The following is a 26,040-nucleotide window of genomic DNA, read 5'->3' on the forward strand; positions in this document are numbered from 1 at the left end:
ATCCAATCACTGATACCTTTGGGTCCTACTGGAAAAGTCCTTATCCCCATTTTGATCCCCTATCCCGACTTGACGAAGGAAAGGTAAACCGGTTGGCAAAAATATCGAACAGGTTGACCACCAATTGAATCACGTCACCGGCGAGCGTGGTGTGTCACCCATAAATTGCCACGTCCTTTAAGGATCACGACTCCATACTCAAGTATCAGGAGAAGGATGAGACCAATATGGCGAATCAAACGACTCCCCCAAGAAATGAAGAGTTTACGAAAAACGCGGTGGAGGCTGCGATCCGGATCGGCCTGGTCGTCATTTGGGTTGGATGGTGTTTTCTCATCCTGCGCCCTTTTGTCATCCCCATTGTCTGGGGTCTCATCATCGCCGTGGCCATCTATCCGGTGTATGGGTCTCTACGAAATCTGTTACATGATTCTCCTCGTGTGTCAGCCATATTGGTAACGGCCGGTATGTTGGTGATCCTGGTTTGGCCTGCAGTCCTGCTAGGAGGACTTCTCGTTAAAAATGGGGAAATGATTGTGAATCATTTGAGGGATGGGACACTCACAGTCCCCCCACCACCGCAGGGCCTTGAGACTTGGCCGTTGATTGGAAAACCTTTAGCCAATATCTGGAATCTGGCTTCCGTGAATATTGAGGGAGCCTTTGTCCAACTTGAACCCCAGATCAGGATGTTGGCAAGCTGGCTTCTGTCTATGGTCACAGGGACAGGTCTGGCAATCTTGCAATTTTTTGTGGCGGTATTGATTGCCGGGGTGCTCCTGGCTTACTCCAGGTCCGGCCATCAGCTCGCACATAGTATAGGTAGACGCCTGGCTGGAGACCGGGGAACCGAGCTTGCGACCCTTGCAGAAGCGACCGTGCGAAGCGTGGCGCGAGGCGTATTGGGGGTGGCCCTGATTCAGTCACTATTTGCAGGGTTGGGATTCTTCATTGCGGGAATCCCTGCAGCAGGATTCTGGGCATTTTTGTGTCTCATTCTTGGCATCGTGCAAATCGGCGTCTGGCCTATCATGATTCCGGTGGTCATTTACGTGTTTTTAACACAGGATACCCTGACATCTGTCCTATTTCTGATATGGTCAATTTTTGTCAGTCTGCTTGATAATATCCTCAAACCTATCTTTTTGGGACGCGGACTGGATGTCCCAATGGTGGTGATTTTCATGGGTGCCATCGGGGGATTACTCTTGTCAGGTATTATTGGCTTATTCATTGGAGCCGTGGTTTTAACGTTGGGGTATAAATTGTTCCTGGCATGGCTGGAAGTAGACGCGCCTACCCACGAGGACAAGGCGGGCAAATTATAAAACGGTAACATTCCACACCCATACCGGAGTGTAATCAAATTAGTAAAAATGAGATGCTAGGAGACGGAATGTATTCTATGTATGAAGATCGATCAGGGCGACAAAGCTGTGTTTGTAGTTTTGCCGGCACTGTCCCCTGTCCTCTCATGAAGATTGAGATATTTGGAGGATAAAGCCGAGCAACCATTGATCGCGCCCGAAAGAGAAGTGGCCATGAATCAAGAGAGAAAAACACATTGGGAAGACGTGTACCAGGCCACGGCTGCAGAAGAGTTAGGCTGGTATCAGGCCCATCCGACCATGTCGTTGAACCTGATCGAGTCGACAGGCGTTCAGAAGACCGACAGCCTCATCGATGTGGGAGGAGGCGATTCGACATTGGTAGACCATCTCCTCGACCACGGCTTCATGGACGTCACCGTCCTCGATATTTCTCCCACCGCCTTGGAAAGAGCCAAAGCCAGGCTGGGTGATCGCGCGGATCTCGTGACTTGGATCGAAACCGATATCACTGATTTTCGTTCATCCAAGACGTATTATGTCTGGCACGATCGAGCCGTGTTTCATTTTCTGACGGAAGCGGAGGATCGAGGAAAATACTGCGAGACCATGAACCAGTCCGTGAGCGCACTAGGCCACGTAATCATGGCAACGTTTGGTTATGAGGCTCCACCAACATGCAGCGAATTACCGGTCGTTCGGTACTCCCCTGAATTTTTGACCTTAGCCATCGGAAGTAACTTTACCTTTATTGAGTCGTTCGAAGAGCTTCACATGACACCAGGGGGCAATAAGCAACCCTTTATCTATTGCCGCTTTACGAGACAGAAGCCTTGATATCTCTGGGTCTAAAGGAGAATTTTGTAATGGCTATTTTTAGGGAGGACAACAGACCCCATCATGGACCATCCAACTATCGAGGGCAATCCTTTCCGGCATCTTGCTAGTGCTCGTGTCGATGGTGCAGGTCCGACATATGTCCATGATCATGTTGCAACGGCAGATGCCGATGCCAATGGGCGTGCGGCCCGACGACGTCCTCCTGGTGATCATGTTGATGATGCGGGTCGGTGTGGGTGTGGACATGGTCGTGTTCCATGCCTGGATGGACGTGAAGGTGGCTGTGATGTTCTCGCAGAAGAAACCCGACCCCTATAGCCATAGCGGCACCTGCCAGATACTCCGCAAGTCCCCACTGTTCTCCGAGTATAGGCACGGCAGCCAAGGCCCCGACAAACGGCGCCGTGGCGAAGAACGCGGCTTCCCGGGCGGCGCCGAGAATGCGGAGAGCATAGATGTCCAGCACGACACTGACTCCATATCCCACAAATCCTACAACCATGATCAGGGCGATTGCCGTCATATCCTGAAGTTCATAGCCCAGTATCCATGACAGTCCCAGGGAAAATCCTCCTGCACTCAACCCCTTGATCCTCGCCACAGCCAGCGGGCTTCGAAGTGACAGCCGCTGGGTAAGATTATTATCCACGGCCCAACACAGACAGGCCCCACTGATGCTAATGACGCCTAACCAGTCATAATAGACCGCTCCAGGGCCATAACTGAGAAGTCCTGCACCGACAAAAATACACATGGCTGCACCAACCTCTCGTTTCCCCATATGTTCCCGAAAAAGAGTGACGGCCAGAAGAATGGTGAGAGGAGCTTCCAGGTTGAGCAGGAGCGATCCGACCACGGCAGGAATCCTTTCCAGCCCATAGAGCATGAGAAGGGGGCCCACAATTCCGCCTGTCAGAATGATACCCAGTAACAGCCCGGTATCGCCTTTTTGAATGGGAGTTTCGGCCTGGGACGGGGCCGAAAACCCCGTAGACGACAAAATTATTTCAAAAAGACCAAGTCCGAGGCCCGCTCCTACATATAACAGGCCAGCTACAGGGAGCAGGTCATACACGGGAAGGAACAGCTTGAGAAGAGGGGTCGTCACTCCAAAGAGCACCGCGGCGCTCAACCCATACACCGCACCCAAACCCTTTGGACTATGCAATACGACCCTCCTATTTATAATAGGCGTTTTTCTGCAAACAGCGATTCAATAATCGGACAGTCCGAAACCAAACCACCTTCGCATTGGGAGGAAATCGAACGAAGTATTTTTTGAAGCCTTCGCAGATCTGCGATTTTCTTACTGACTTCCCTGAGATGTTGCTCCGTCACCCCCTTCACTTCCTGACATGTATACCGCTCACCGTCAACCAGCCTGAACAGTGTGCGAATCTCCTCAAGCGAAAAACCCAGTTCCCGGCTGCGACGGATAAAGACCAACCGTTTGAGTTGGTCCTTGCCATAGAGACGGTGTCCGCCTTCGGTTCTCGGTGGTTTCGACAGCAAACCAATACGCTCGTAATAGCGGATGGTCTCGATGTGGCATCCGGACTTTTTGGACAGGACTCCAATGGTATCCATGCTCCCTCACTCCGTGAGACACCTTCTTGCATCTGTAGTTGCTACAGGTTGTACCATGAGAATCAGGAAGGAGGAAACTGGTCTTATCAAGTATGAAAACTTTCATGAGTTCCACCAACATGGAGAATGGGATGGTACGAACTGTCATACAGAAAAATTTGGAGATTAATCAATGGGAGTACACGCACAACGACAATCCGTCATACGCTGCCCGCAATGCGGTTTTCAAAAGGCCGAAACCATGTCATCTGATTCCTGCCAAGTGAGGTATGAGTGCCGGAAGTGCGCGACAATTCTCAAACCCAAGGCAGGAGATTGTTGCGTCTTTTGTTCCTATGGAACGGTGCCTTGCCCGCCTCAGCAGACCCAGCATTTGGACATGTAAACCCACGCCTTGAAACGATCACTCAGGAGGTTGTGTATGACAAATATGAAATTTGGACTGGGTCTATGCATCGTCTTCTTGACCCTTCTTACCGGAAATAGGGCCGTTGAGGCAGAGCAAATTCAGCCTCAACATTTCCTCATTCATATGAAAACGTCTCTGGCCGAGGATGACGCCCAGATTTGTGCCGTTCCCAACGTGGCGTGGGCTCTGGTGAAAGCCGGACACCAGGTTACGATTCTAGTGGATGCCAGTGCCGTCACCTCCGTCACCAAGGGATTTGGTTGGTTCGGGCGTCTGGTGCATTCGGACACCACCGCTCTCGATCGGGCCAGGCTACCGGAACGCGAGCGGGTCAGCCTGTCCGAACAAATGGGGGTGTCGCTGGAAAAGATTCCTCATCAGTATGGAGAATACTTGGGGTTCTTGAAGGAGATGGGTGTGACCATCTATGGCAATCAAACCATGATGCTCCTGTATAATATTGACCTTGATGACGTCGCCCCTGAAGTCACTCCCATCGCCTTGAATCGGATGGTCGAACTTTTTCAATCTGCAGACCGCATCATTGTATATTAAAAAGAAGTTGAAAGAGGGAGGGGGAAACACATTGGGAAGACGTGTATCGGACCACCGCTGCCGATTGTTTGGGCTGGCACCAAGGTCATCCGACCATGTCGTTTTATCTTATCGAATCGACAGGGGGTTCACAAAACCGCAAACATCATCGACGTGGGAGGAGGCGATTCGACACCGGTTGATAACCTTCTCGATCAGGGATTCGAGTACCTCACTGTGCTTGATATTTCTTCCACCGCCCTGGAAAGAGCAAAAGCCAGGCTTGGCGCTCACGCGCTCCAGGTCACCTGGATTGAAGGCGATATCACCGTCTTTCCTTCTTCTATGACATATGATGTGTAGCATGACCGGGCGGTGTTTCATTTTCTGACCAATGAGGAGGATCGTGAACAATACCGGGAGACCATGAACACCGTCGTCAGTCCACAAGGCCACTGGCCGTGGGAAATGACTTCGAACTTATTGAGTCGTTTGAAGAGCTTCACCTCACTCCGGGAGGCCACAAACAACCGTTTATCTATTGCCGCTTTACGAGACGCAAACTGTGAGACCCTGGTGGGGCATAACTTTCTTGAGAGATCGAGCACCCGGTGTGTGGATGGTATAAGAATTCGGGAAGGAGGTTACTTCACTACCGATAGTCGGAGATCATCAAAAAATGTGACCGCATCTGCTTTCGTCCACAACCCGATGTGACCGGATTGAAACGTCTCGTCCCGAACATCGAACACCGTCTGCCCGTCGAAGATGATCTGAAGACGATCACCTCGGGCCTTCACCTGCAGAGTGTGCCAGGTTTCGACTGAAATGATGTGGTCAAAGTTCGACAGCTTGTAGCGAACCCCCTTCACCACCCGGTACAACCGAATATTCTGCTCCAGCGGATTGGCTCGGGTTATGTAGTAGTTCTGAGCATCCTGGGCTCGCCAAATTAACCCTCCTCCCATATCCCCTTTTCCCGCAACAGGGAGAAGCGACACGCTGAGGTCTGAATCGGTGACTGTGGTTCCCTCAACCAAGATCACATGATAATCCTGCTCGAAGCCACGATTCTTGAGTTGGGCCAGCACATGGGGAGGACTTGCTGCCTCAAGCGTTTGAAGAACCTTTTCGATTCGTTTGTGTTCCCTTCGATCAAGATCATCCAGCCAGCTCATGGCATCGTTCATGTCGATGACTTTCCACTCCCCGGCTGTTCGACCATCCAATGTGGTTCCAACCACAAAGTTCCGAGGAAGGGTTCCTGCCTGATCGGTGTCGAAGCTCCAAGTCTGATGAGAGTTCATTTCATCCCCAATCGTTGGGAAAGCCCATAAGGAGCCTGGACCGTACAACAGCAGGACAAGCAAGGCCATCACCAACTCAAACAGCAAAAAGCGCCCGAATAGCATCACAACTGGTTCCTTACCATTGAGAACACCCATCGTTCACCTCCTCGGCTTACCGGCTTACTTCCAAATGACTTCTTCCCAAAACAGATGAATAAATGTTTCAAATGGTGGGAAATTTTTGGTATTGGCCTCTGCGGACCGCACCCAGAGATCGATTTCCATTCCAGCCGGATCCGTTTCTCCTCCGGGAAGGGTGCGCTTCGTGGGATATGGCACCTCATGGGTGTGAGGATCCCGGGAACGTTCCATCACCATAAAGTGGGCGGCATAGTCCTTAAAGAGAAGTTGATCGTTTTTGAAGACATCGGCCTTTCCCCAGCCTGCGAGATAGAGCCATGTCTTGGGATAGAGGGAATCCCCGTTTCCCGAATCGCCATGTTCATACACCCTCGTGGCCAGGCCTCCATCCTGATAGGGAGCTTTTCCCGCAAAATGGGTAAAGACCAACCGGTAGCGGTCATCGCCTTCAACAAACGTTCCTTGTACCTGACCCGTGTTGGCTCGCTCATCGACCTCAATTTCAATCGTCCCCATGACCGGGTTCAGATGTATGCCAGCGTAATCCATATGGTCCCACGGGGATTTCTCTCCCATGGTGCCTACCAATGTGCCTTTCCGGCCGGTCACGCGGAAATGCCCGCTATAATTGGGGTGTTCGGTGCCGTTGAATATTCGTGTTCCTTCGTCACCCTTAGGAGTCCCAAACTGACCGGCGGTAGCTTTGCCCAAAAAGATTATGACCAGAAGAAACCAGGTGAGGTTTGCGAATGTGGGTTTATGAAGAACTGAACGTTTGTTCATGGATCCCCTCCCTCTCTGTCGGTAATCGGCTTTTCACTTACTGTACGGAACGACTAGCGAGGATCAGGTCTGAGAACGTTCTCGGGTAATTCACCTCAGACCTCACCTCACAGGATGAAGGTTTTCAGGATCAGACCGATCAACGCGCAGGCGGCGATAACCTCGATGACATTCCGCCGGTACCGGAAGAGGGCCACTGCAGCGGCCAGCGCGATCAATGCCGATACCCAGTCGAAGACGCCGGCGAAACCTTGGGGCCATAGAACGTGGTAGCCGAAGAACAGCGCCAGATTGAGGATGACCCCGACAACGGCGGCCGTGATGGCGGTGAGCGGTGCGGTAAACGTGATGTCGCCGTGGGTTGATTCGACCAGGGGTCCTCCCGCCAGAATGAACAGGAATGAGGGCAGAAAGGTGAACCACGTCACCAGTGTGGCAGCCACCGCCCCGGCGAGGAACATGGACTCGGGACCGAAGAGGGCTTTCATGTACCCGCCGACGAACCCGACAAAGGCTACGACCATGATGAGTGGCCCCGGAGTGGTTTCACCGAGCGCCAAACCGTCGATCATTTGTGTGGGCGTGAGCCAACCGTAATGTCCGACCGCGCCCTGGTAGACATAGGGCAACACGGCGTAGGCCCCGCCGAAAGTTACCATGGCCGCTTTGGTGAAGAACCAGCCCATTTGTGTCAGCGTGTGCTGCCAGCCAAAAGTGGCCATCAGCAACGCCATCGGGACAGCCCACAGGAAACTTCCGACGACGGCCACCTTGAGCAATTTCGTCCAACGAAAGCAGGCATGCTCGGGTGTCGGAGTGTGGTCATCGACAAGTGTCGGGCCAAGCGACATGTCGGCTTTAGCGTGGCTGCCACCGGCCCTGAACGTGTCAGGTGCGATCCGACCGCCGAAGTGTCCGATAAGGGCAGCAACGATAATGATCGCGGGAAACGGCACATTGAGCGCGAAGATTGCAATAAAGGAAGCGGCGGCAATGACCCACAGCACGTTGTTCTTGAGCGCCCGGGAACCGATCCTCTGAGCGGCTTGCCCCACAATGGCCGTCACGGCTGGCTTGATGCCGTAAAACAGACCCGCGACCAGCGGCACGTCACCGAACGCGATATAGATCCACGACAAGGCAATCAGAATCAGAAGTGACGGCAGGACGAATAGCGCACCGGCCACGATTCCGCCCCATGTTCGATGCATCAGCCATCCGATATAAGTGGCCAGTTGCTGGGCTTCCGGGCCTGGTAAGACCATGCAATAGTTCAGCGCGTGGAGGAACCGCCGCTCGGAAATCCAGCGCCTGCGCTCGACCAGTTCCTGGTGCATGATAGCAATCTGCCCGGCAGGCCCGCCAAAGCTGATGAACCCGAGTTTGAGCCAGAAGGCCACGGCCTGCCGGAAGCTCACCGGCAATGGTGGGGATGCGGTACGTGCGACAGGAGGTGCTTCAGGCTTATTCATCGGATGGGGAATACGTGTTCGGCGGCCACGGGCAGGCCGTCTACAATGGCGCAAGCCTTCGCCACAAGGAGAGTGTGGTGGGTGCCAGGGGAAGGTTTACCATATTCGTATTTGCAGCACCCGTTTGTCAGATTCCAATGATTCGAATTCTAGCAGAACCTCTATGGCCCTGCGAATAAATTGCAATAGGCGTCCGGAAGATTTCCTGAGTCAAATGCCCACTTCCTTGCGATCGACCCACTCAGCACGGATTACAATAAGAAATATCAGTTCATTCCTCCTCCGTCGGGTTATGCCATCCACCAATATGTGCCACGGCCGCCTGAGCTTCATTAGGACCCCAGGTCCCCGGCGCATATTCAAAGACAGGGGTGGGCATCTTCACAATCGGGTCCACAATGCGCCAAGCCTCCTCGACGCCGTCTTCCCTCGCAAACAAGGACGTGTCCCCTTCCATGGCATCGCTCATGAGGCGTTCATACGCCCCCTGTTCATCCCCTTTTTGGCGACACACGTACAGCTCGATATCCTCACCGGTCATACCTTCACCGGGTTGCTTCGCCTGAGCTCCCAACGCAATCGCCACTCGATCAGGGCCCAGCCGGAAACGGACATGATTCGGTGACTCAGACCGTGAGCTGTCGAAGAGCCGTTGCGGCGGTTGTTTCAGCCTGACCAACACTTCCGTTGCGGTCACCGGCAGGCATTTCCCTGTGCGAATAAAAAAGGGCACCCCTTCCCAACGCCACGAATCAATGTGAATCTGCATCGAGGCAAAGGTTTCGGTCTTTGAGTCCGGCCTCACCCCGGCCTCCTCGCGATACCCTCGAAACTGTCCGCGTACCAAAGATGTTCCGGTGAGTGGCCGAATGCCCTTGAATGCCTTAACCCGTTCATCGCGGACAGCTTCTCCGCCCGCACTGACGGGTGGCTCCATAGCCAGATTGGCTACGACCTGCAGCAGGTGATTCTGAACGACATCACGGATCGCACCGGTTTCCTCATAAAACTTTCCCCGGCCCTCAACCCCGAACTTTTCGGCCATCGTGATCTGCACACTTTCCACGTAGTTACGATTCCAGATGGGTTCAAGAAATGAATTGGCAAATCGAAAAAAGAGTAGATTTCGAATGGATTCCTTTCCGAGATAATGATCGATACGGAAAATAGCCGACTCCTCAAAGACGCCACGCAGGGTGTGATTGAGATCTTGAGCGGAAGCCAGATCACGTCCGAATGGTTTTTCCACGACGACCCGTCCGCCAGAAGCACAACCTGACTTTCCTAAACTTTCCACCACGGCGGGAAACAGGGTCGGAGGAATGGCCAAATAAAAGAGGGGGCGCTTCGCGGTGTCCAGGACCTGACGGAGGCGAGTGAATGTGTTTTCCTCCTGATAATCCCCATCAACATTTCTGAGCAAATGAGAAAGCTTTGCAAAGGCGGTCTCATCGACCCCATCGCCGAAATTCTCCAGACTGTCCCGGATTCGTTCCCGGAGATATTCCACGTCCTTGCCACTTCGAGTGACACCGATAATCGGCACATCGATTTTCCCATGTTGAATCATGGCTTGAAGCGCCGGGTAAATTTTTTTATACGCGAGATCGCCTGTGGCTCCGAACAACACAAGCGCATCTGAACGAGCATTCTCCATCATGTTCTCCCAAAACGATTTATGAAAATAATTTAATGGGCATGCGTAGACAACGATTTATCTCACACATCCTGCTGCACACCTGTATTGGCGATGTATACAGCTGGTGTCCAGGATGTCAAGCACCTCCCTATCCCACCGTTAGGAGTTCGAGGATGTGCCCATTCGGGTCACAAAAGTACACGCCCCGTCCCCCACCCCGGTGGTTGATGGTCATATCCTCCCGCGCAGTCGGCCCGCTCCCATATGGTATGTCTTCAGCCTGAATACGACTAAAGATTCGGTCGAAATCATGTTCACCGACCTTGAATGCATAGTGATGGATATCGAACTTGTCACCATAATCATCATCGAAATCAAACGTGAGTGTCTCATTGATCCGCAGCGGCGCGAAATAGCCGACTTCTCCTTCATCGAACACGAGACCGAACATTTTTGCATAAAATTTTGCCGAGGCCACTTTGTCATACGCCGGGACGATGGTGTGATTAAGTTCAATCGACATGGCACTCCTCCTTACCGTCGCGATGATCGTGAATCGCCGGCTTTAGCAGGAGCAGAACCGGATGACGAGGAACCGCGCTAAAGACAATGTCCGGTCTCTCACACTTTATCGCAACACTCACTTGTCCGTGTCTCATAAATACGGTCATCATTAGGAAAATCTAGCTGTTTCGGCGAAGGCCGGGCAAGCGAAGATCCAATCCCCTTCGGGAACGGATATAGGGGGATGGTGACCAGGGTCCTACACGCCAAAGCCAGGGAATCTCCTAGTTCTCTTAAAGGAGAATTGAGTGTAAAAGCATGATAAACTCGGGAGTATTTTGGTCGAAGTACAGCAAGCAATCAATGATAATGATAAGGATGCTGAGGTTCATCATACGGCTGTAATTCTTACTTCTGATCGAAGCGGAAAAAGATCATAAGCGGTATGAACACGAAGTGGGAAGTCGTAATTCTTGGTGGAGGATTTGCGGGCCTGGCCTGCGCCAAGCGGTTCGAGAAACTCTGGGGTCGGGAAACCGTCAAGCGGGTCCTTCTGATCAGCGCTGAAAATTATTTTGTGTATCAACCGTTTCTTTCCGAGGTGATCGGGGCGGGAATCGAGCCACGCCACGTCATGAACCCTATCCGGTTGGCCTTGCGCCATTGCATGGTCCAACGGGCCGAAGTGGCAAAAATTGACCTGCAACACCGGCGTGTCCATTTCAGCGCCGATGAGGGAATGAGGCTTGAACCGGTCGAAGCCGATCATCTGATCCTCGCGTTGGGCAGCACGACCAATCTGCGGGCGGTGCCCGGCATGATGGAGCACGGCTTATTCTTAAAGACGCTGGCCGATGCCCTGGGTATACGGGAACATATCATCAAACGGCTCGAAGACGCGGACCTTGAATCAGATCCTGATCTCAGACGAGCTCTCCTGCACTTCGTGGTGGTGGGCGGAGGATACAGCGGAGTCGAAACGGCCGGTGAAATTCTCGACCTGCTGCATGACGCCAGGCGGTTTTACCCCTCGTTTGATCCATCCGAGTTGCGCGTCACCCTCGTCCATTCCGGACCGTATTTGCTCCCGGAACTAGGAGAGGATTTGGGGAGTTTCGCACAGCAGTCTCTCGAATCGCGAGGCATGACGATCATGTTGAACAGGCGGGCCTCCTCGGTGAGTCCTTCCTATATTCGCCTGAGCGATGGAACCCGGCTCGATTCTCTTAATCCGATTTGTACGATTGGCAACGCCCCGAATCCGGTACTCGCTGATCTCGCGGCGGAGTACGATAAAGGATGGCTGGTCACTGACGAATATTTACGTCTCAAAGGCTATACCCATGTTTGGGGCATCGGAGATGGCGCGTCCAACCCCGACGGATACGGACATCAGGCCCCGCCGACCGCTCAATTCGCCATACAACTCGGCCGGCATGCGTCGGAAAACATCGCTTCCTCAATTTCAGGGAACAGCCTCCGTCCGTTCCGATATAAAATGATGGGGCAGATGGCGACCATCGGCCACCATAAAGGCGTCTGCTCGATTTTCGGGTTCCGGTTCAGCGGTTTTTTTGCATGGTGGTTGACCCGGACCATTCATTTGCTGAAATTGCCGGGACTCGACCGCAAACTGCGGGTCATGATGGACTGGACCTTTGAACTTTTTTTCCCACCCGACCTCAATTATCTGGATCTGAAAAAAACGCAAAAAATCGCACGCATGCATGTGGAGCCCGGCGATGTGATCTTTCGCCAGGGGGAACAAGGCTCCGCCTTCTATGTGGTGGAAGAAGGATCACTGGAAGCCGTCAGGCGTAATAAGGAGGGTGATGTCTTATGGCGTGACGAGTTGATTCCGGGGGATCATTTTGGAGAGGGATCCTTTCTCTATGGTGTCGTCCGGCAGGTGACCATTACCGCCAAGACCCCCGCCACGCTCATGGTGTTTAATTCGAAGGAGTTTAAGTCGTTTGTGGGAAGTTTCCAAAGTCTCAGTCAGATGCTCCGCTACACCGCTCAACGGGGACCTCAGGAGGAAGTCTTGGGAGAGTCACGATGGTCGACAGATTTGCTCTCGTCTCCGGTCGAATCCGTGATGAAAATACCCGCGCCGTGTCTTCCCTCCTCCGCCTGTATCAATGATGCCATCATCGCATTTGGAAAATGTGCACATACCCTGCTCTGCATCATAGACGGTGAAAGAAAGCTTCTGAGCATCGTGACCAAAACGGATGTCTATCGGGCCATGACGCATGGTCAGGATTTTCGCGGACCCATCCACACGATTGCGAAACGCGAGGTGGCCGCGGTTCATGAGGGGCAGAACGTCCGCGAAGCCTTAGGGGTGCTCTACATGAAAGATGTAAAACAGGCCCCGGTGCTGGATGATCAATCCAGGCCGGTTGGGATATTGAGTCACATGGACATTGCCAAGGCGAGAATTCATCTCGAAAACCGGGCATCAGATAGACGGCATGCTTCCTCTGTAGACCAACCTGAATAGTGAGAATTCTTCAATTAATAATTGCCAAAATGAAGCCGATTCCTCTTTGATAGACATAATATTCAACGCTAAAATTCTTCGGAACGTTGCTTCCTGTATGAAAAGGAGACGAATCATGAATCAAGCATATACGGCTGTGATAAAAAAAGACGCTGAATGGTGGATCGGGTGGATCGAAGAAATTCCTGGCGTCAACTGCCAAGAGAGCACCCGTGAGGAATTACTTGCAACCCTCAAGATCACTCTAAAGGAAGCGCTAGAGTTTAATCGACAAGAAGCCCTGGGAGCGGCTGGCTCCAATTTCGAAGAAGAGCCTATTGGAGTATGAAACGGGAGGAACTGGTTCGTCACCTTCGAGCACACACATGTGAGCTGTTGAGGGAAGGTGGTCGGCATTCCCGGTGGCATAATCCTCAACTCAATAAACGGTTGGCTGTCCAAAGACATAAAGAAATTCGTGACCAACTCGCAAAGAAAATCTGCAAAGATCTCGGAGTGCCTTCCATAAAATAATTCTTTTCAGCCCTACTCCAGGTTCCCATCGCCCGCCTAAGGTCCTTCATTCCGTGACAAATCTAAACCATTGACTCTTAAGCAACGGACTGTAGGCGCGACCGCTACCCTACCTACCAATAAAATTAATGCCTTCGGTCCTCCGGGCCGGAATCCCATTCGGGGTAAATTCCTTCAACCTGTTTCTGGAATTCTGGCTGGACTCTTTTCTTCGTTTATCCTACTGTAACCGAATACGATATTCTGCTGTATAGCGTGAGTAAAGACGGGGTTGAGGAATGCCAAGCCATTTTGGGGAAGTCTAGTGATTCATTTAGTTGGGCGTCATCGTAGAACTTTCAGTTAACCGTCCGCTTACGACGGTGAGTTCAACTGGTCGCTGCAACACAGGCCTGAAATCTCTCCGCTGGTGTTTCATAGTGTAAAGTTTTTCTCGGACGTTCGTTCAACTGCCGTGCCACTTTGTTGAGCTGGACTTGCGTATACCTGGATAAGTCAGTTCCCTTTGGAAGATACTGCCTGAGCAGCCGATTCGTATTCTCATTAGAGCCCCGCTGTAGATTGGTTCCTGGCGACCCCACGGGAAATCTCTTCGCGTTCCGACAGACTCAGGGCGAATTGAGATCGTGTTCGCTTAGGAGGACGAATACCCCCACTGGGCGAAAGAATCGGATAAATTGAGGAGGACTCTCGCTCAAAAAGGCGGCCAATGGAACTCATGGACTCGCCACGCTGCCAGCGATCCCAAATGTCGGCTCCTTGTTCAGTGATAAAGTGCATGCGGGTTCGGTGTTTCATCGTCACACTCCAGCTCTAGAAGATAAGGTAAAGTGTTGCGTTGATCAATTGAACTCACCACCCCAAGCGGACATTTGGGGTAGGACGCAAATTGGCCGAATCCGGACATAATTTGCAGTAATCAAGATGCACCTAACCTGTCGATGCAGCGAACCCCAGTAAGTGGCCGTTTAGGTAAAACGTTGGAAGGCTACCGGCGTATTGATACTCCGGAGAATCAGGGGGATCATGTGATTGGCAGGATGATCTAAACACTTGAACTGATAAGACGATTCTGTTGAATGAAAGCCTGACTCCTTTGCGGGTTTGGGCTTTGGTGTTTTTGGGGGGTGAACGGAAGGTTGCTTTATTTCAGCGAAAGACGTAGGGTTGGGCCACGTAAAAGATAGAGACGGAGAGCATGGTGGTTTACGGATGAACCTTCTTGGCCGGTAAAGGGTTGAGGAGGTTTTTTGTTTTGGAATGTCGATTCGCAAAACGGGTGTTTAAATTCCCTATACCCTATACGTCGAAAGGAGAAATACCATGATGAAGCAGACAAAACACATGATTGGGATTGTTTCGGCTGCGGCCGTCGTCACCTTGGTCCTCGGCGTGGGGACAACTGTTGTCACAGCCACTGAGCCGTGCGGCGACTTCGGTGAATGCAAAGCGCTGATCGAGATCAACGCAACGGACGGGGACATCGGTTTTCACTTCTTAATGGACGGCGACGACTTAAACTCAGCGCAAATCAACGACCCCAACGGCGCGAAGGTCTTCGAGGATCAGGCCAAGGGCCCTCTGCGGGAGCAGAAGTTGACGGAGACGTTTGCCGAGAGCGCTGAACCGCTCTGCTGGGACGCTCCTGATGCGGAGCCCGACGACGAGATCGTCACCCTCGAGGAGTTCCTGGAGCGCTGGACGGCAGGCACCTATGTCTTCACCGGAATGGGAGACCAAGGCGAGAAGTCGAGGGGTCAAACGGAACTCACGTACGAGCTGCCGGCGGCTCCTGGGGCCGTGATGTTTGACGGCAGCGTGATCACATGGATGGCCGGAGATGACTTAGGGAATTGCGCGTCGAACGCTGACCTCGACGACCTGGTCACAGCCGGCGTTCTTCCAAAACACCCGGAGGACGTGGATGTCGACGCCTTTGAGATCGTTCTTGAGCCCGACGTCGAGGATGGTGACCCGACGGGCTCGCTCAAGTTCAGCGTCCGAGTGCCCGGGGATATCGCCATAAAGGCCGTCACTGTACCCGCCGATTACCTCGCGTCCCTTCCTGACGATACACCGGTGAAGATCGAGGTCGGCGCGATCGGCGGCGACGACAACGCGACCTTCAGCGAGGCGGACGGCTTCTGCGTCAACGATACGGGGCCAGGGGGGTGCGATTAGACCCCCTTGCTGTCCAGATACTCGGCCGATCGGCGGTTGGGGTGAACGAGCGTCCCGTGAGCCGCTCTCGGCCCCTCGACGATATAGAGTTATTCAACCATTGAGCCTCACACCGTCGGGTGTGGGGCTTTTTGTTTTAGGAATCTTCCCATAATTTCGCATTCCCCTTATTCTCCAAATTTTGTATGGTTAATAATCCGAGGGCCGAGAGCGCGGAATGTGAAAAGGACCGATCTGAAACTGCCTTTAAGATCATCGGATGACGACTATTTCAGTTAAACTCTTCCAACTACCAATCCGAAACAAAAAAGTGAGTGGGGAAGGGTTAAGGTTATTCGATGAAAATTTCATTCATCGTCTTCTGGAAAGAGATCATCAGGAATGGCCTTTACGATCATTCGCCCCCATGAATTCATGAAGGGCCGACCAACATAGCCAACGGCTCCTTGATGCAAACGCTATTTACTGAGAAGACATTGAAGAGTTAAGATAACTTTGATGAGATCCTTCCCGAAATTGTTAGCCCTCTTCCTCATTGGTCTGTTCCTTGCGTTCAGCTTTAACGCCTATGCCTGCGTGGTGCCGGTCTTTGACAAAATCCCGGTAACTCAAGTGAGTGATTGCACCATGCCGGGGGAAGAGCCTGTTACTCAGTTCTGTGACGGGTTTAAAACTCTTGCGGTCCAATCGAGTATCGATACCCCTTCAAACAGCCAGGCGCATGCCCCCTTCATTGGCGAAATGGCCCTGCTTCTCCCTGACCTTGTCCCCTCCTCCAGAACATTTATCTTTCCACCCGGTACCGGCCATGTGGCCGTACCAGAAGATCTTCTCCTCCTCATCTCGGTTTTTCGTATTTGATCCCCTCCCCGTTTCTCCGTTCATCACCAATTCCCTGAATTCACGACCTTACTGATCCCGGTCTGACGCCTTCAGGCCTGATCGACAGGACTTTTTCTCCTTCCTGCTTCTTTGGATTTTAGGCAGAACCGGTGAGGAGTCCATGGTCACCACATAACAAGCGGAGTTAACCATGCACCAGATAATTTTCAGATACATGGTGATAGTGGCATTCGGAATGGTATGGCTTGGGCCGCCAGGTTCACTCGCGGCTCAACCACCCGGCACGACTGAACCGGTCTTGGAGCTCGTGCCCCTGATCCAGGAAGCCATTCAAAAGAATCCTGAGATCGCCTCAACACAAGAGCAGGTCTTGGCCATGAAGGAGCGCGCCCCTCAAGTGGGAGCTCTGGCCGACCCCGAATTAAAGGTTCAGTTGTGGAATACGCCTGATTCGCTGAATGTCACCAAAACGCAAACGGTTATCTACGGGGTTGCGCAACAATTCCCCTTCCCGGGATTGCTCTCGAAGAAAGCCGAGGTGGCGACACGGGAAGCCGACCAGGCGGAACAACGCGTGGCCGCCAAAGTCCGCGAAATCACCGCCGCGGTCAAGATGGCCTTTTTTGAGCTGTTGTTCGCGCACAAAGCCATTGAGGTTCATCATGAACAGCAAAAATTGCTCCGGCAGTTCTTTGATATTGCCAATGCCAAATACGGAGTGGGAACCCGAACACAGGTAGATGTCCTGCGAGCTCAGGTAGAGCTGTCAAAGATTTCCCAACAATTACCCGTCCTCAATCAACGACGGGAAACCGCTCAAGCTCATCTCAATACCATTCTGGATCGTGATCCCCATGCTCCGCTTGGTATCCCGCGAGCACCACGTCCTCAACCGCTGACTCGCTCGCTTGAAGAACTCCAGGAGCATGCGCTTCGACTCCGCCCGGAACTTCAAGAAGCTGATCTGGCGGTGACGCGATTTCAGTCGGCCACACAACTGGCCAAATTGCGGTACTACCCACACCTTCGGGTGGAACTCCAGCGCTGGCAAAATTACCACACCGACGACGGATTCGGGGGGAATCTGATGGTGAACATTCCCTTCGCGTTCTGGACTAAACCGAAGTATGACGCAGGTGTCAGGGAAGCTGCAGCGCAGGTCAGATCCGCACAAGCCAAGCAACAGACCCTTGTCACCCTCACGCGCTTTCAGGTCAAAGATCTGGTGGTGCAAATTGAGGCCACGCAAGAGGTTCTGGAACTCTATCGCACCACCATCCTTCCTCAGGCACAGCAGGTTCTCCAAGCCGCCCATGCGGGCTATCGGACGGATCGCACGGATTTTTTGGATCTGATCGAGGCGGAACGCGCGCTCATCGCCTTTCGGCTTGAATATATCCGGGCGCTCGTGAACCGGGAACAGCAAGTCGCCCAACTTGAACGCGTGCTGGGCGGAGACTTGTAAGAAGGAGACGCACGATGCTCACGCACAAATCACCACCACGCTGGATCATCTTCGGAGTTGTGCTCTGTATCCTGATGGCAGGCCTGTTCTTTTTCAAAGAATCCTGGTGGCATGTCTTTCAATCAGCGGGAAAGACCACGAACGATGCCACGCCTACCGACCAACCCATGCCGGACATGGATACCATGAGCGACCGTTCTTCCATGGAAATGGAAACTCGCCAGGCCTATGCCATGGTGACTCCGGCACGGCAACAATTGATTGGCGTCACCACAGAGCGGGTCAGCATGCAATCGCTCCAGACGGTGATCCGTGCCGTGGGGAAGGTGGCCTATGACGAGGAACGTCTCACCCATATCAATCTTCGCATTTCGGGTTGGATTGAGGATCTCTTTGTGGATACCACAGGCCAGCTTGTTCGAAAAGGGCAGCCCTTGTTCACCCTCTACAGCCAGGAACTTGTGTCGGCGCAGGAGGAATATCTGCTTGCGATGAAAGCCAACCAGCAGATTCAGGATAGCCCTCTTCTCGAAACCCGGCATCAGACGGCACAAATGGTCCAGTCTGCACGCGACCGTCTCCGGCATTGGACATTGACGGATGGGCAGGTTGATGACTTAGCGCGTCGTGGCAAACCGCAGACCTATGTCACAATCTATTCCCCTGTCGCCGGGTACGTGATTGACAAGCAGGTCTTTAAAGGCACGTTGGTGAAACCCGAGATGACCCTCTATGCCATTGCCGACCTGTCTACCGTGTGGGTGGAGGCGGAAGTCTTTGAGTATGAAATGCCTTTCGTCCACGTGGGGCAAGAGGGAATCCTGACCCTGGCGGCCTATCCTGGAGAAACCTTTCGAGGAGAAATTACCTTTATCTATCCCTACCTCAACCAGGAGGCCCGAACCAACACCGTTCGGCTGGTGTTCAAGAATCCGAAGCTGCGGCTGAAACCGGACATGTATGGGACTGTTCAGATTCAGGTGAATCGCGGAAGCAAGCTTGCTGTTCCTGAGGAAGCGGTGCTCGACTCCGGGATACGACAGATCGTCTATGTAGTCCGGGGAGAGGGCATGTTTGAACCACGGCAAGTCACCCTTGGTCCGAAAGTCGGCGGCTACTATGAAGTCGTCGAGGGTCTGGCTCTGGACGAACGGATCGCCACGTCCGGCACGTTTCTCCTCGATTCGGAAAGCAAGCTCATGGCGAGCTCGAACATGATGGGCGCGCTTGGGATGGGAGGAATACAAATGGAGCAGGCGCACATGGGCAAGATGGATATGGGAATGGATAAGGCCATGACAGGATCAGGAATGACGCCGGAGAATAAAACACCGGCAGGAAAGAGTCAGAAGCAGGCCGCTGATCTCACGCTGGGCTTTACAACCCATCCCTCGCCCGTACACATAGGGCAAAACCGGATACAGGTGACGGTCTCCAATCAACAAGGCACACCGGTCTCCCCTGCGCAGGTTCAACTCACCTTCACCATGCCGATGCCCGGCATGCTACCGGCTACGGTTCCGATGACAGCAAAAGCGGAAGGCACCTATGAAGCCACGGTCAATCTTGGAATGGCGGGCCAATGGGATCTGACGATCCTGATCCAACGTGCAGGGCAGCCCGATATTCAGGAAACATTTTCGGTGATTGCCGGAGGCGGAGGAATGTCCGGGATGCCGGGCATGTCCGGAATGTGAGTGATCCAACATGATTGAACGAATCATTGACTGGAGTGCGCGTCACGGCTTTTTGGTAGGAATCCTGACCCTGTTTCTGATGGGTTGGGGAATCTGGGCCGTTTATCACACCTCCCTGGATGCCCTGCCCGATCTATCCGATGTGCAAGTGATCGTCTTGACGGAGTGGCCTGGCCGAAGTCCGGATTTGATTGAGGATCAAATCACCTATCCCATTGTCACCTCGATGTTAGGCGCCCCACGCACCAAATATGTTCGAGGCCAATCGCTTCTGGGTTTGTCGTTTGTCTATATTGTGTTTCAGGACGGAACCGACATGTATTGGGCCCGAAGCCGGGTGGTGGAATACCTGCAGGGGCTTGTAGGAAAACTGCCGGAAGGGATCTCTCCAACCTTAGGACCGGATGCGACAGGGGTCGGGTGGGTCTATCAATATGCGCTGGTGGACGAAAGCGGAAACCATAGTTTGGCCGATCTTCGCTCGTTTCAAGATTGGTATTTGCGCTATTGGTTGCAAAGTGTGCCCGGCGTGGCGGAAGTGGCGACCATCGGCGGGTTCGTGAAACAGTATCAGGTCCAGGTGGACCCCGTGAAATTACAAGGATATGGTATCGCCCTTCCCCAGGTCATACAGGCTATCCGACGCAGTAACAATGAAGTAGGAGGGCGGGTTATTGAGGCCAGTGAACGGGAATATATGGTACGGGGCCGCGGCTACATCCAATCGCTTGACGACTTTCGAACCATTCCAATCGGAACGGACGGAAAGGGGACGCCCATTACCGTTCACGATATCGCGACCGTGACGTTCGGGCCGGATCTCAGACGTGGCATTGCTGAATTAAATGGACAAGGAGAAACCGTCGGTGGCATCGTGGTCATGCGTTATGGCGAAAATGCGCTTGACGTCATTCAACAGGTCAAAGAACGCATAGCCACCATCACGCCCTCCATTCCCGAAGGCATTCGAATCGTTCCGGTGTATGATCGCTCAGAATTAATTCTTCGGGCCATCGCCACGCTCAAAGAAAAAGTATTGGAAATCACCATCGTCGTCAGCGTGATTAGCCTCCTTTTTTTATTTCACGTTCGCTCCGCACTGGTTCCCGTCCTCTTACTACCCGTCGCGATTCTTCTATCATTTATTGCGATGTATTATCTGGGCGTCTCCTCGAACATCATGGCACTCTCCGGCATCGCCATCGCCATCGGAACCATGGTCGATGCGGTCATTGTCATGGTGGAAAACGCGCACCGTCGTTTGGAGGAATGGGAACAAGGAGGACGTTCAGGCCCACGAGATGACGTCATTATTCAAGCCGCCCGGGAAGTCGGCAAGCCCCTCTTCTTTTCTTTGCTCATCATCACCGTCTCGTTTCTGCCTATCTTTACATTAGAAGCGCAGGAAGGCCGTCTGTTCAAGCCGCTGGCCTACACCAAAACCTTCGCCATGTTCTTTGCGGCATTGTTGTCCATCGGGTTGGCCCCCCTTTTGATGAAATGGTTCATTCGCGGCCGGATGATGACTGAACGACGAAATCCGCTGAACCGGTTTCTTGTATGGATCTATGCCCCTCTCCTGAAAGTTGTTCTGAAAGCCCGATGGCTGGTCGTCGGTTTAGCCATACTCGGCATGATCGTCGTCATTCCCGTCTACCAACAGTTAGGCTCTGAATTTATGCCTCCCCTGAACGAAGGCACGATTCTGTTTATGCCCACCAGCATACCGGGCATGTCCATCAAACAAGCCTCCACCATTCTCCAAACACAAGACCGGCTATTAAAAGAATTCCCGGAAGTGGATCAAGTGATGGGCAAAATGGGGCGGGCGCGCACCGCAACCGATCCGGCACCCTTGCATATGGGCGAGACCATCGTGACCCTGAAGCCTCAAGAAGATTGGCGGCCCGGCATGACGTGGGACACGCTCATTACCGAAATGGACAAAAAAGTGAAATTGCCGGGCATGCCGAATATTTGGTGGATGCCGATTCAAACACGAACCGAAATGCTCGCCACCGGCATTCGCAGCAGTGTAGGCATAAGAATCCTGGGGCCCGAATTAGAAGAACTGGAACGAATCGGGCTACACATTGAAAGCCTGCTTCACACACTTCAGGGCACCCGGAATGCCTACGCCGAACGGGTCACGGGAGGGTACTATGTCGATATCGACGTGAACCGCACCGCCGCTGCCCGTTATGGCCTCACCGTTGGAGACGTGCAGGATGTCATTGAATCCGCTATTGGCGGGAAGAATATTGCATGGACCGTGGAAGGCCGTGAACGCTATCCGATTAATGTTCGATACCCACGTGATCTGCGACAGGATGTGGAAGCGCTCAAGCGCGTGCTCGTCAGCACGCCACACGGCGAACAGATCCCTCTCGCCCAACTTTCTCACATTTCCACTACCACGGGTCCGCCTTCTGTGCGAGATGAAAATGGATCATTAGCGAGTATGGTGTTTGTCGATATTGCAGGCGAGGATCTCGGCACCTATGTTCACAAGGCCAAAGACCTGGTTCAGAAGCACATAACCCTTCCATCCGGGTATACCTTACAATGGGCAGGTCAATATCAGTATCTGGAACGGGCACAAGAAAAACTCAAAATGGTGATTCCCCTCACGTTGTTTCTCATATTCCTCCTTCTGTATCTCAATTTTCAGTCCATCCCCCGATGTCTGCTTGTATTGCTCTCGGTTCCATTCTCCTTGGTCGGGGCTATCTGGTATGTGGATGTCCTGAACTATCCTCTCAGCATTGCCGTGTGGGTCGGACTGATCGCCTTGGCAGGAGTGGCCGCAGAAACGGGGGTGATCATGGTGATGTTTTTGGACGAGGCTTGCTCCCGCCGGCAACGGGAGAATCGACTGCACTCGTTGGCGGACCTTCGTGATGCCATCATCGAAGGTGCCGTCTTACGAGTCCGTCCGAAAATCATGACCGCCTCGGCCATCATCCTGGGTTTGCTCCCCATCATGTGGTCCCAAGGAACGGGTGCCGATGTGATGAAACGCATCGCGGCGCCGATGATCGGCGGAATGGTCACGGCAACCGTGCTCACGCTGTTGGTCATTCCTGCCATCTATTTCATCTGGCGTCAGCGGCAATTACAATGAGGTCATTGAAATTTTCTGATACGGGACATGTCAACAATACACCAAATCGTAAAAGCTCCGTCCTATGGCCGGAATATAATGGAAGTTCAACCATGAGCAATAACAAGGATCGTCATGACGCTCGAATGACGCGTCGCTCGTTACTAAAAGGGGTCGGTGCGCTGGGAATCATGACGGCTGTGGGTCGCCTCCTTCCTTCCTATGTTCTGGCCGGCACAACCATGGCAAAAGCGGGATCTCCTTCAGACCTACAGGGAAAGACCATTGATTTACGTATTGCCGAATCTCCGTTTCAAATCGGAGAATTGACCGGAATAGCCAAGACCATTAACGGCACGTTACCCGGTCCTTTAATTCGTTTGAAGGAAGGGGACAATGTGACACTCAATGTCACGAACCGGTTAATGGAAGATACGTCCATTCACTGGCATGGCTTGCTTCTTCCGCCGGACATGGATGGTGTGCCCGGCGTCAGCTTTGCCGGCATCAAGCCGGCCTCAACCTTCAGCTACCGCTACCCCATCCGGCAAAGCGGAACCTATTGGTACCACAGTCATTCCGGCTTCCAGGAACAATCGGGTGTGTACGGACCGCTCATCATCGTTCCGATTGAGCCGGAACCGTTTCACTACGATCGGGAGTATGTTGTGGTGCTTTCGGATTGGACCTTCGAGTCGCCGGAATCGGTTTTTGCCAACCTCAAAAAGCAAAGTGATTACTATAATTTCCAGAAGCGCGCCGCTCCCGAGTTCTTTTCCGATGTGTCACGAATGGGATTGGGGCCGGCATTGCAGAACTATCTGATGTGGGACCGGATGCGGATGGACCCCACGGACTTCGCGGACGTTACCGGGTATACCTATACCTATTTAATGAATGGATTGGCACCTGACCAAAATTGGACGGGATTGTTTAAACCCGGCGAACGGGTGCGATTGCGCTTCATCGCCGCCACCGCCATGACCTTTTACGACGTACGCCTCTCTGGACTTACCATGACCGTCGTTCAGGCGGACGGACAAAATGTGCAGCCTGTGGCGGTGGATGAATTTCGTATCGGACCGGCAGAAACCTACGATGTGATCGTCCAACCCACCGAGGAGCGGGCCTACACCATCTTTGCCGAAACGATGGATCGCAGCGGGTACGCGCGCGGCACACTGGCCCCGCGCATAGGAATGACCGCCCCACTCCCCAACCGTCGTCCGCGGCCGCTCCGGACCATGGCTGCCATGGGCATGGGCATGCACATGAACGGCATGGACATGACCGACATGAACAAACATGATCAGCACGGCATCCTTCATTCCGAACACTCGGAAATGGACGAACCCCGAAACCATGCCACGTTAAACAATCATGACAGCCACGAAATGTCAGGGCATGCGGCGGATGCATCGCGCCATTCGATGATTCCCGGCAGCACGCCAGTCAAACATGCTCCCGGTCATCATGGTACCGGCAATCAATCCGTCGCCGAATTTTCACGTCAACAGCTGGATGAGCCCGGCATTGGGCTGGAGAATACCGGCACACGGGTGCTGGTTTACACCGACTTAAAAAGTCTTACGCCCTACCCGGACCAGCGGGAGCCTGGGCGCGAAATTGAGCTTCACCTCACGGGTCACATGGAACGTTACATGTGGTCATTCGACGGCAAAAAATATTCAGAAGCCAAGGAGCCCATTTTCTTTCGTCACGGCGAACGGCTGCGCCTCACCTTCGTCAACGATACGATGATGGAGCACCCCCTTCACTTGCACGGAATGTGGATGCAACTTGAGAACGGAGCAGGGGCATTCCTGCCCCGCAAACACACTGTCATCGTGAAACCGGCCGAGCGGGTCTCCGTCGCCATCACGGCGGACGCTCCCGGACGTTGGGCCTTTCATTGCCATCTCCTCTTCCATATGGAAGCGGGCATGTTCCGCGTCGTCGAGGTTTCCGCCGAGGGCCCTACGGTGCATTCATGAGGAAATGGTTTCGATGTATCCTCTCACTCACAACCATCAGTTTCCTCATTGGAGATTTCAATACATTCGTTCTCTTGGCCCAATCCATCCCCGACGAATCAACGTCCACTCATAAACACAAATCCCACCCCCAAACGATACAGCCGGAAGTCCAGACTGACATCCGATCCGGAAAATTCACAGAAATGTCGGACACGGGGTCACCTGTATCCCAAAAACAGGACTGGCCCAGTCCTGTCATGGATAATGAGAACCACGGTTTTTTCCTCGCCGACGTCCTTGAATACCGGCCGAACTTTGGCGGGGACGGAAGTCATGACGATTACCGGTGGGACATCGAGGGCTGGTACGGCGGTGACTACAATCGAATCTGGTTCAAAAGCGAGGGCCAGCGGGACACGGCATTTAAGGCCGATTACGACATTGATTCACAACTTCTCTTCGGACGTTTCATTCAGCAGTATTACGATTTCCAAGTAGGAGGGCGCGTCGAAACACAATCTTATCGGGGACGGAACGTTACGCGAGGACTGGCGGTGATCGGGCTACAAGGTCTCGTCCCGTATAACTATGAACTTCAGCCCGCCATCTTCATCAGTCAACATGGGGACCTGTCCGCACGATTGACCGCGACCAAAGACCTCTCCCTCACGCAACGGCTGATCCTTCAGCCCCGCTTTGAGACGAATGCCGCGATTCAACGTGTACGAAAGTTCACAACGGGTTCAGGACTGAATAACCTTGAGTTGGGGTTTCGGCTGCGTTATGAAATCCGACGGGAATTTGCCCCCTACATAGGAATCTCCCTGGACAAAAGTTTTGGAGATACCGCCTCACTCGTACGGGAGGAGGGGGGAAATCCAAGTCAGATTCGATTCGTGGTGGGCGTAAGGCTCTGGTTTTAAGAAAATTTATATCGCGAAATCCGCCTGCAACTGATTGTACCTGGTGATTCCCTTCTCCAAAAGTACACAACATCTACAGCCTCGCCATAACTTTATCCAAGGGTTGGAATTCAGTTGGCATCAGGCTATTGGAAAGAGCTAGTCGGTCCGGGCCGGTGCAGGGGTGGGGCTCTGGTGGGCAAGCCCAAATGATCGAGGCTTTTAACGATCACGGGGGGATCTTCGATGGCGGCGATGAGTGTGAAAGAGGCCCCATAGGATGAACAGGTTGTCATGTCGATCTGGAACACGCGTATGAGCAACTGCG

22 protein-coding genes and 2 pseudogenes are annotated in these 26,040 nt (G+C 53.0%); 15 read left to right on the plus strand and 9 right to left on the minus strand.

The features are described from left to right. The first annotated feature begins 227 nt into the window (after nucleotides 1-227). Nucleotides 228-1,328, plus strand: coding sequence for an AI-2E family transporter (locus PQG83_RS07635; protein WP_312748306.1), 1,101 nt, complete (start codon nucleotides 228-230; stop codon nucleotides 1,326-1,328). Nucleotides 1,329-1,541: 213 nt separating this feature from the next. Further along, on the plus strand, nucleotides 1,542-2,165 hold the full coding sequence (locus PQG83_RS07640; protein ID WP_312748307.1) for a class I SAM-dependent methyltransferase: 624 nt from the start codon (nucleotides 1,542-1,544) through the stop codon (nucleotides 2,163-2,165). A 106-nt stretch (nucleotides 2,166-2,271) separates the two neighbouring features. Here PQG83_RS07640 and PQG83_RS07645 read toward each other — a convergent pair whose 3' ends face one another. Together PQG83_RS07645 and PQG83_RS07650 are read right to left on the minus strand one after the other, a co-directional pair. Then, entirely contained in the window at nucleotides 2,272-3,336 is a 1,065-nt protein-coding gene (locus PQG83_RS07645; RefSeq protein ID WP_312748308.1) for a DMT family transporter, read from the minus strand. Between the two features lie 14 nt (nucleotides 3,337-3,350). After that, the gene (locus tag PQG83_RS07650; RefSeq protein WP_312748309.1) at nucleotides 3,351-3,755 is read right to left on the minus strand and encodes a MerR family transcriptional regulator; all 405 of its coding nucleotides are present in this window, start codon (nucleotides 3,753-3,755) and stop codon (nucleotides 3,351-3,353) included. A gap of 172 nt (nucleotides 3,756-3,927) precedes the next feature. Here PQG83_RS07650 and PQG83_RS07655 point away from each other — a divergent pair, with 172 nt between their 5' ends. From PQG83_RS07655 to PQG83_RS07665, 3 genes are all read left to right on the plus strand, one after another. Then, nucleotides 3,928-4,140, plus strand: a complete 213-nt coding sequence (locus PQG83_RS07655) for a GDCCVxC domain-containing (seleno)protein (protein WP_312748310.1) — start codon at nucleotides 3,928-3,930, stop codon at nucleotides 4,138-4,140. Between the two features lie 36 nt (nucleotides 4,141-4,176). Continuing rightward, on the plus strand, nucleotides 4,177-4,719 hold the full coding sequence (locus tag PQG83_RS07660; protein WP_312748311.1) for a hypothetical protein: 543 nt from the start codon (nucleotides 4,177-4,179) through the stop codon (nucleotides 4,717-4,719). A gap of 153 nt (nucleotides 4,720-4,872) precedes the next feature. Further along, complete coding sequence (locus PQG83_RS07665; protein WP_312748312.1) at nucleotides 4,873-5,061, plus strand: class I SAM-dependent methyltransferase; 189 nt, start codon at nucleotides 4,873-4,875, stop codon at nucleotides 5,059-5,061. 281 nt (nucleotides 5,062-5,342) lie between these two features. Here the strand turns inward: PQG83_RS07665 and PQG83_RS07670 are convergent, their stop codons facing one another. The 5 genes from PQG83_RS07670 to PQG83_RS07690 all read right to left on the minus strand — a co-directional run bounded on the left by PQG83_RS07670 (nucleotide 5,343) and on the right by PQG83_RS07690 (nucleotide 10,545). Next, complete coding sequence (locus tag PQG83_RS07670; RefSeq protein ID WP_312748313.1) at nucleotides 5,343-6,143, minus strand: 3-keto-alpha-glucoside-1,2-lyase-like domain-containing protein; 801 nt, start codon at nucleotides 6,141-6,143, stop codon at nucleotides 5,343-5,345. A 24-nt stretch (nucleotides 6,144-6,167) separates the two neighbouring features. Next, nucleotides 6,168-6,911: a hypothetical protein gene (locus PQG83_RS07675; RefSeq protein ID WP_312748314.1), complete on the minus strand. Its 744-nt coding sequence runs from the start codon at nucleotides 6,909-6,911 to the stop codon at nucleotides 6,168-6,170. A 107-nt stretch (nucleotides 6,912-7,018) separates the two neighbouring features. Beyond that, nucleotides 7,019-8,383 (minus strand): chromate efflux transporter, encoded by a 1,365-nt coding sequence (gene chrA / locus PQG83_RS07680; protein WP_312748315.1) that lies wholly within the window; start codon nucleotides 8,381-8,383, stop codon nucleotides 7,019-7,021. A gap of 271 nt (nucleotides 8,384-8,654) precedes the next feature. After that, complete coding sequence (gene zwf, locus PQG83_RS07685) at nucleotides 8,655-10,043, minus strand: glucose-6-phosphate dehydrogenase (RefSeq protein WP_312748316.1); 1,389 nt, start codon at nucleotides 10,041-10,043, stop codon at nucleotides 8,655-8,657. 127 nt (nucleotides 10,044-10,170) lie between these two features. Further along, nucleotides 10,171-10,545 carry a VOC family protein gene (locus tag PQG83_RS07690; protein WP_312748317.1) on the minus strand — a complete coding sequence of 125 codons (375 nt, stop codon included), beginning with the start codon at nucleotides 10,543-10,545 and terminating at the stop codon, nucleotides 10,171-10,173. Nucleotides 10,546-10,971: 426 nt separating this feature from the next. On the opposite strand from PQG83_RS07690, the gene PQG83_RS07695 reads away from it, so the two are divergent. The 3 genes from PQG83_RS07695 to PQG83_RS20905 all read left to right on the plus strand — a co-directional run bounded on the left by PQG83_RS07695 (nucleotide 10,972) and on the right by PQG83_RS20905 (nucleotide 13,545). Beyond that, a complete protein-coding gene (locus PQG83_RS07695; RefSeq protein ID WP_312748318.1) occupies nucleotides 10,972-13,032 on the plus strand; it encodes an FAD-dependent oxidoreductase in 2,061 nt (686 codons plus the stop codon). 115 nt (nucleotides 13,033-13,147) lie between these two features. Continuing rightward, complete coding sequence (locus PQG83_RS07700; RefSeq protein WP_312748319.1) at nucleotides 13,148-13,360, plus strand: type II toxin-antitoxin system HicB family antitoxin; 213 nt, start codon at nucleotides 13,148-13,150, stop codon at nucleotides 13,358-13,360. Continuing rightward, a complete protein-coding gene (locus tag PQG83_RS20905) occupies nucleotides 13,357-13,545 on the plus strand; it encodes a type II toxin-antitoxin system HicA family toxin (RefSeq protein ID WP_376753555.1) in 189 nt (62 codons plus the stop codon). The genes PQG83_RS07700 and PQG83_RS20905 overlap by 4 nt, the downstream gene beginning before the upstream one ends. 368 nt (nucleotides 13,546-13,913) lie before the next feature. Here the strand turns inward: PQG83_RS20905 and PQG83_RS07705 are convergent. Next, nucleotides 13,914-14,117 (minus strand): annotated as a pseudogene (locus PQG83_RS07705) (transposase); the annotation flags it as partial. Then, nucleotides 14,104-14,343 (minus strand): annotated as a pseudogene (locus tag PQG83_RS07710) (IS30 family transposase); the annotation flags it as partial. The pseudogenes PQG83_RS07710 and PQG83_RS07705, both read right to left, overlap by 14 nt. 525 nt (nucleotides 14,344-14,868) lie before the next feature. Between PQG83_RS07710 and PQG83_RS07715 the strand changes: the two are divergent. The 7 genes from PQG83_RS07715 (at nucleotide 14,869) to PQG83_RS07745 (ending at nucleotide 25,733) form a co-directional block, all read left to right on the plus strand. Next, entirely contained in the window at nucleotides 14,869-15,726 is an 858-nt protein-coding gene (locus PQG83_RS07715; RefSeq protein ID WP_312748321.1) for a hypothetical protein, read from the plus strand. A gap of 498 nt (nucleotides 15,727-16,224) precedes the next feature. Continuing rightward, entirely contained in the window at nucleotides 16,225-16,587 is a 363-nt protein-coding gene (locus PQG83_RS07720; protein WP_312748322.1) for a hypothetical protein, read from the plus strand. A 172-nt stretch (nucleotides 16,588-16,759) separates the two neighbouring features. Further along, nucleotides 16,760-18,034: a TolC family protein gene (locus PQG83_RS07725; RefSeq protein ID WP_312748323.1), complete on the plus strand. Its 1,275-nt coding sequence runs from the start codon at nucleotides 16,760-16,762 to the stop codon at nucleotides 18,032-18,034. Nucleotides 18,035-18,048: 14 nt separating this feature from the next. After that, on the plus strand, nucleotides 18,049-19,731 hold the full coding sequence (locus PQG83_RS07730; protein ID WP_312748324.1) for a FixH family protein: 1,683 nt from the start codon (nucleotides 18,049-18,051) through the stop codon (nucleotides 19,729-19,731). Between the two features lie 10 nt (nucleotides 19,732-19,741). After that, nucleotides 19,742-22,855 (plus strand): efflux RND transporter permease subunit, encoded by a 3,114-nt coding sequence (locus PQG83_RS07735; protein ID WP_312748325.1) that lies wholly within the window; start codon nucleotides 19,742-19,744, stop codon nucleotides 22,853-22,855. A 92-nt stretch (nucleotides 22,856-22,947) separates the two neighbouring features. After that, on the plus strand, nucleotides 22,948-24,828 hold the full coding sequence (locus PQG83_RS07740) for a copper resistance system multicopper oxidase (protein WP_312748326.1): 1,881 nt from the start codon (nucleotides 22,948-22,950) through the stop codon (nucleotides 24,826-24,828). Continuing rightward, complete coding sequence (locus PQG83_RS07745) at nucleotides 24,825-25,733, plus strand: copper resistance protein B (protein WP_312748327.1); 909 nt, start codon at nucleotides 24,825-24,827, stop codon at nucleotides 25,731-25,733. Before PQG83_RS07740 ends, PQG83_RS07745 begins: the two co-directional genes overlap by 4 nt. Nucleotides 25,734-26,040: the final 307 nt, after the last annotated feature.

The sequence above is a fragment of the Candidatus Nitrospira neomarina genome, from assembly GCF_032051675.1.
Taxonomy (GTDB): Bacteria; Nitrospirota; Nitrospiria; order Nitrospirales; family UBA8639; genus Nitrospira_E; species Nitrospira_E neomarina.